The following is a 1614-nucleotide window of genomic DNA, read 5'->3' as shown; positions in this document are numbered from 1 at the left end:
GGTCGCACCCCGTCAGCTGGTGCTGAGAGCCTGTGAACGAACTCGGCAGGCGTGGGGACCCTTGACGTTGCCGCCCAGCAAACCAACGATGGGCCAAACAGCAGAGGACGGTGGGGAAAGATGCTGATGATCTTCGAGTGGCTGCGTGGCGCAGCCCTGCGCCGGGCGGCACTTCTGGGCGTCATCACGACATCGATGCTTGTGGTTGGCTGCGCTACGGTGGCTCCGACCGAGGAGCGACCATCTGCCGAGACATTGCGTCCGGCAGCCACTGCTCCCGCGACGCCGGCAGGGACACCGACGCCGACTTCTTCGCCCATGGCATCAGCGCCGGCAGGGGCCTCGCTCGAGCTGCGCTGTGGCGGGAACACGATGCGCAGCGGCACCATCGACTATGCCAACGAAGCGCCCGGCACAACCGACATCGTCGCCGCCACGCGCGCGCTTCGAGGCGTCCTGCCGTCCGACCTCGTCGTTCAAGACGATGCCTCTACGGTTGTGATCCGGGGCGGTCAGGCCATCTGGCGGGGTGGCTGGGGCGACCGGGGTCGCGGATTCCTGCTCGACCAGTGGATGTCGTGCGAGGACGCAGGGATCGGAGCGTGAGCGATCAGGCCGGCTCGACCCGAAGGCGTGCGAACAGGTAGCCGACGGCAGCGACTTCGAGCCAGGCGCGGGCGCTCTGGGCGCTCCCCTCGTAGCACCGCGACAGCCGCCGCCAGCGCCCGAGGCGCGCGAAGGCGTGCTCGACCCGGTAGAGCGGCGCAATCGGCGTGAAGCCGCTCGTCCCCTTCGGCGGGGCCTTGATGTCGAGCCGGATCCGCTTCTTGTTCGCCATCTTCCCGAGGCCCCGATAGCCCCGGTCCGCCACGATGGCCTGGACCGTCCCGAGGGCCGGCAGGGCGGTGTCGAGCAGCCGGCGGCCCGCGCTCACGTCGTGGGGCCGGGCAGACTCGACCGAGACGGCGAGCGGCAGCCCCAGGATGTCGATCACGACGCTGCGCTTCGCGCCATTCGTGCGCCCGCCTCGCCCGCCCTTGTCGTGGAACGTTGGCCCGGCCCGACCGCCACGCACGGTCTGCCCGTCGATCATCACCATCGAGGGCGTGGCCGTCCGTCCGTGCTTGGTGCGGATGATCTCGGCGATCCGCTCCATCGCCTTCCCCCAGACCCCCGAGGCGCGCCACCGCCGCCACTGCTGCCAGACGGCCTGCCAGGGCGGATAGCAGGCCGGCAGGTAGCGCCACTGGCAGCCGGTCCGAGCGATGAACAGGATCGCGTGGACCATGTCCCGCCGGGAGTAGGTCGCGGGCCGGCCCTCACGCGCGGGCGGGTCGAACAGGTCCTCGACGAGCGCCCACTCGGCGTTGTCCAGCTCGACCATCGACGGCATGAGCCTGATCCTGCCGCCACTCGATGACAGGTTCTATGGCACGAACGGGCCAGATCGTGCGGTCGAGTTCATTCACAGGCTCTGACTGCTTCCGTCGGCGTTCATGACCCAGATGCCGCCGTTCCCGGACCCCCCGCTGTGGAAGGAGATCTTCGAGCCGTCCGGGCTCCAGTCGGGGACCTGGTCCTTGGGGGCATCGCCGGAGGTCAGCGGATGCGGAT

2 protein-coding genes are annotated in these 1614 nt (G+C 69.6%); one reads left to right on the top strand and one right to left on the bottom strand.

Translation table 11 applies throughout. The features are described from left to right. Positions 1 to 120 precede the first annotated feature (120 nt). Entirely contained in the window at positions 121 to 606 is a 486-nt protein-coding gene (locus VGK32_18875; GenBank protein ID HEY3383831.1) for a hypothetical protein, read from the top strand. Positions 607 to 610: 4 nt separating this feature from the next. Here the strand turns inward: VGK32_18875 and VGK32_18870 are convergent, their stop codons facing one another. Continuing rightward, positions 611 to 1393, bottom strand: a complete 783-nt coding sequence (locus tag VGK32_18870) for an IS5 family transposase (GenBank protein ID HEY3383830.1) — start codon at positions 1391 to 1393, stop codon at positions 611 to 613. Between the last annotated feature and the right edge of the window lie 221 nt (positions 1394 to 1614).

This window comes from Vicinamibacterales bacterium (assembly GCA_036504215.1).
Taxonomy (GTDB): domain Bacteria; phylum Acidobacteriota; class Vicinamibacteria; order Vicinamibacterales; family Fen-181; genus FEN-299.
The sequence above is the reverse complement of the archived record's forward strand: the minus strand, read 5'-3'. Positions and strand labels throughout refer to the sequence as shown.

What these genes read in the sequence shown, in the direction of transcription:
- VGK32_18875 (HEY3383831.1), top strand. Translation starts at nt 121, where the DNA reads ATGCTGATGATCTTCGAGTGGCTGCGTGGCGCAGCCCTGCGCCGGGCG.
- VGK32_18870 (HEY3383830.1), bottom strand. Translation starts at nt 1,393, where the DNA reads ATGCCGTCGATGGTCGAGCTGGACAACGCCGAGTGGGCGCTCGTCGAG.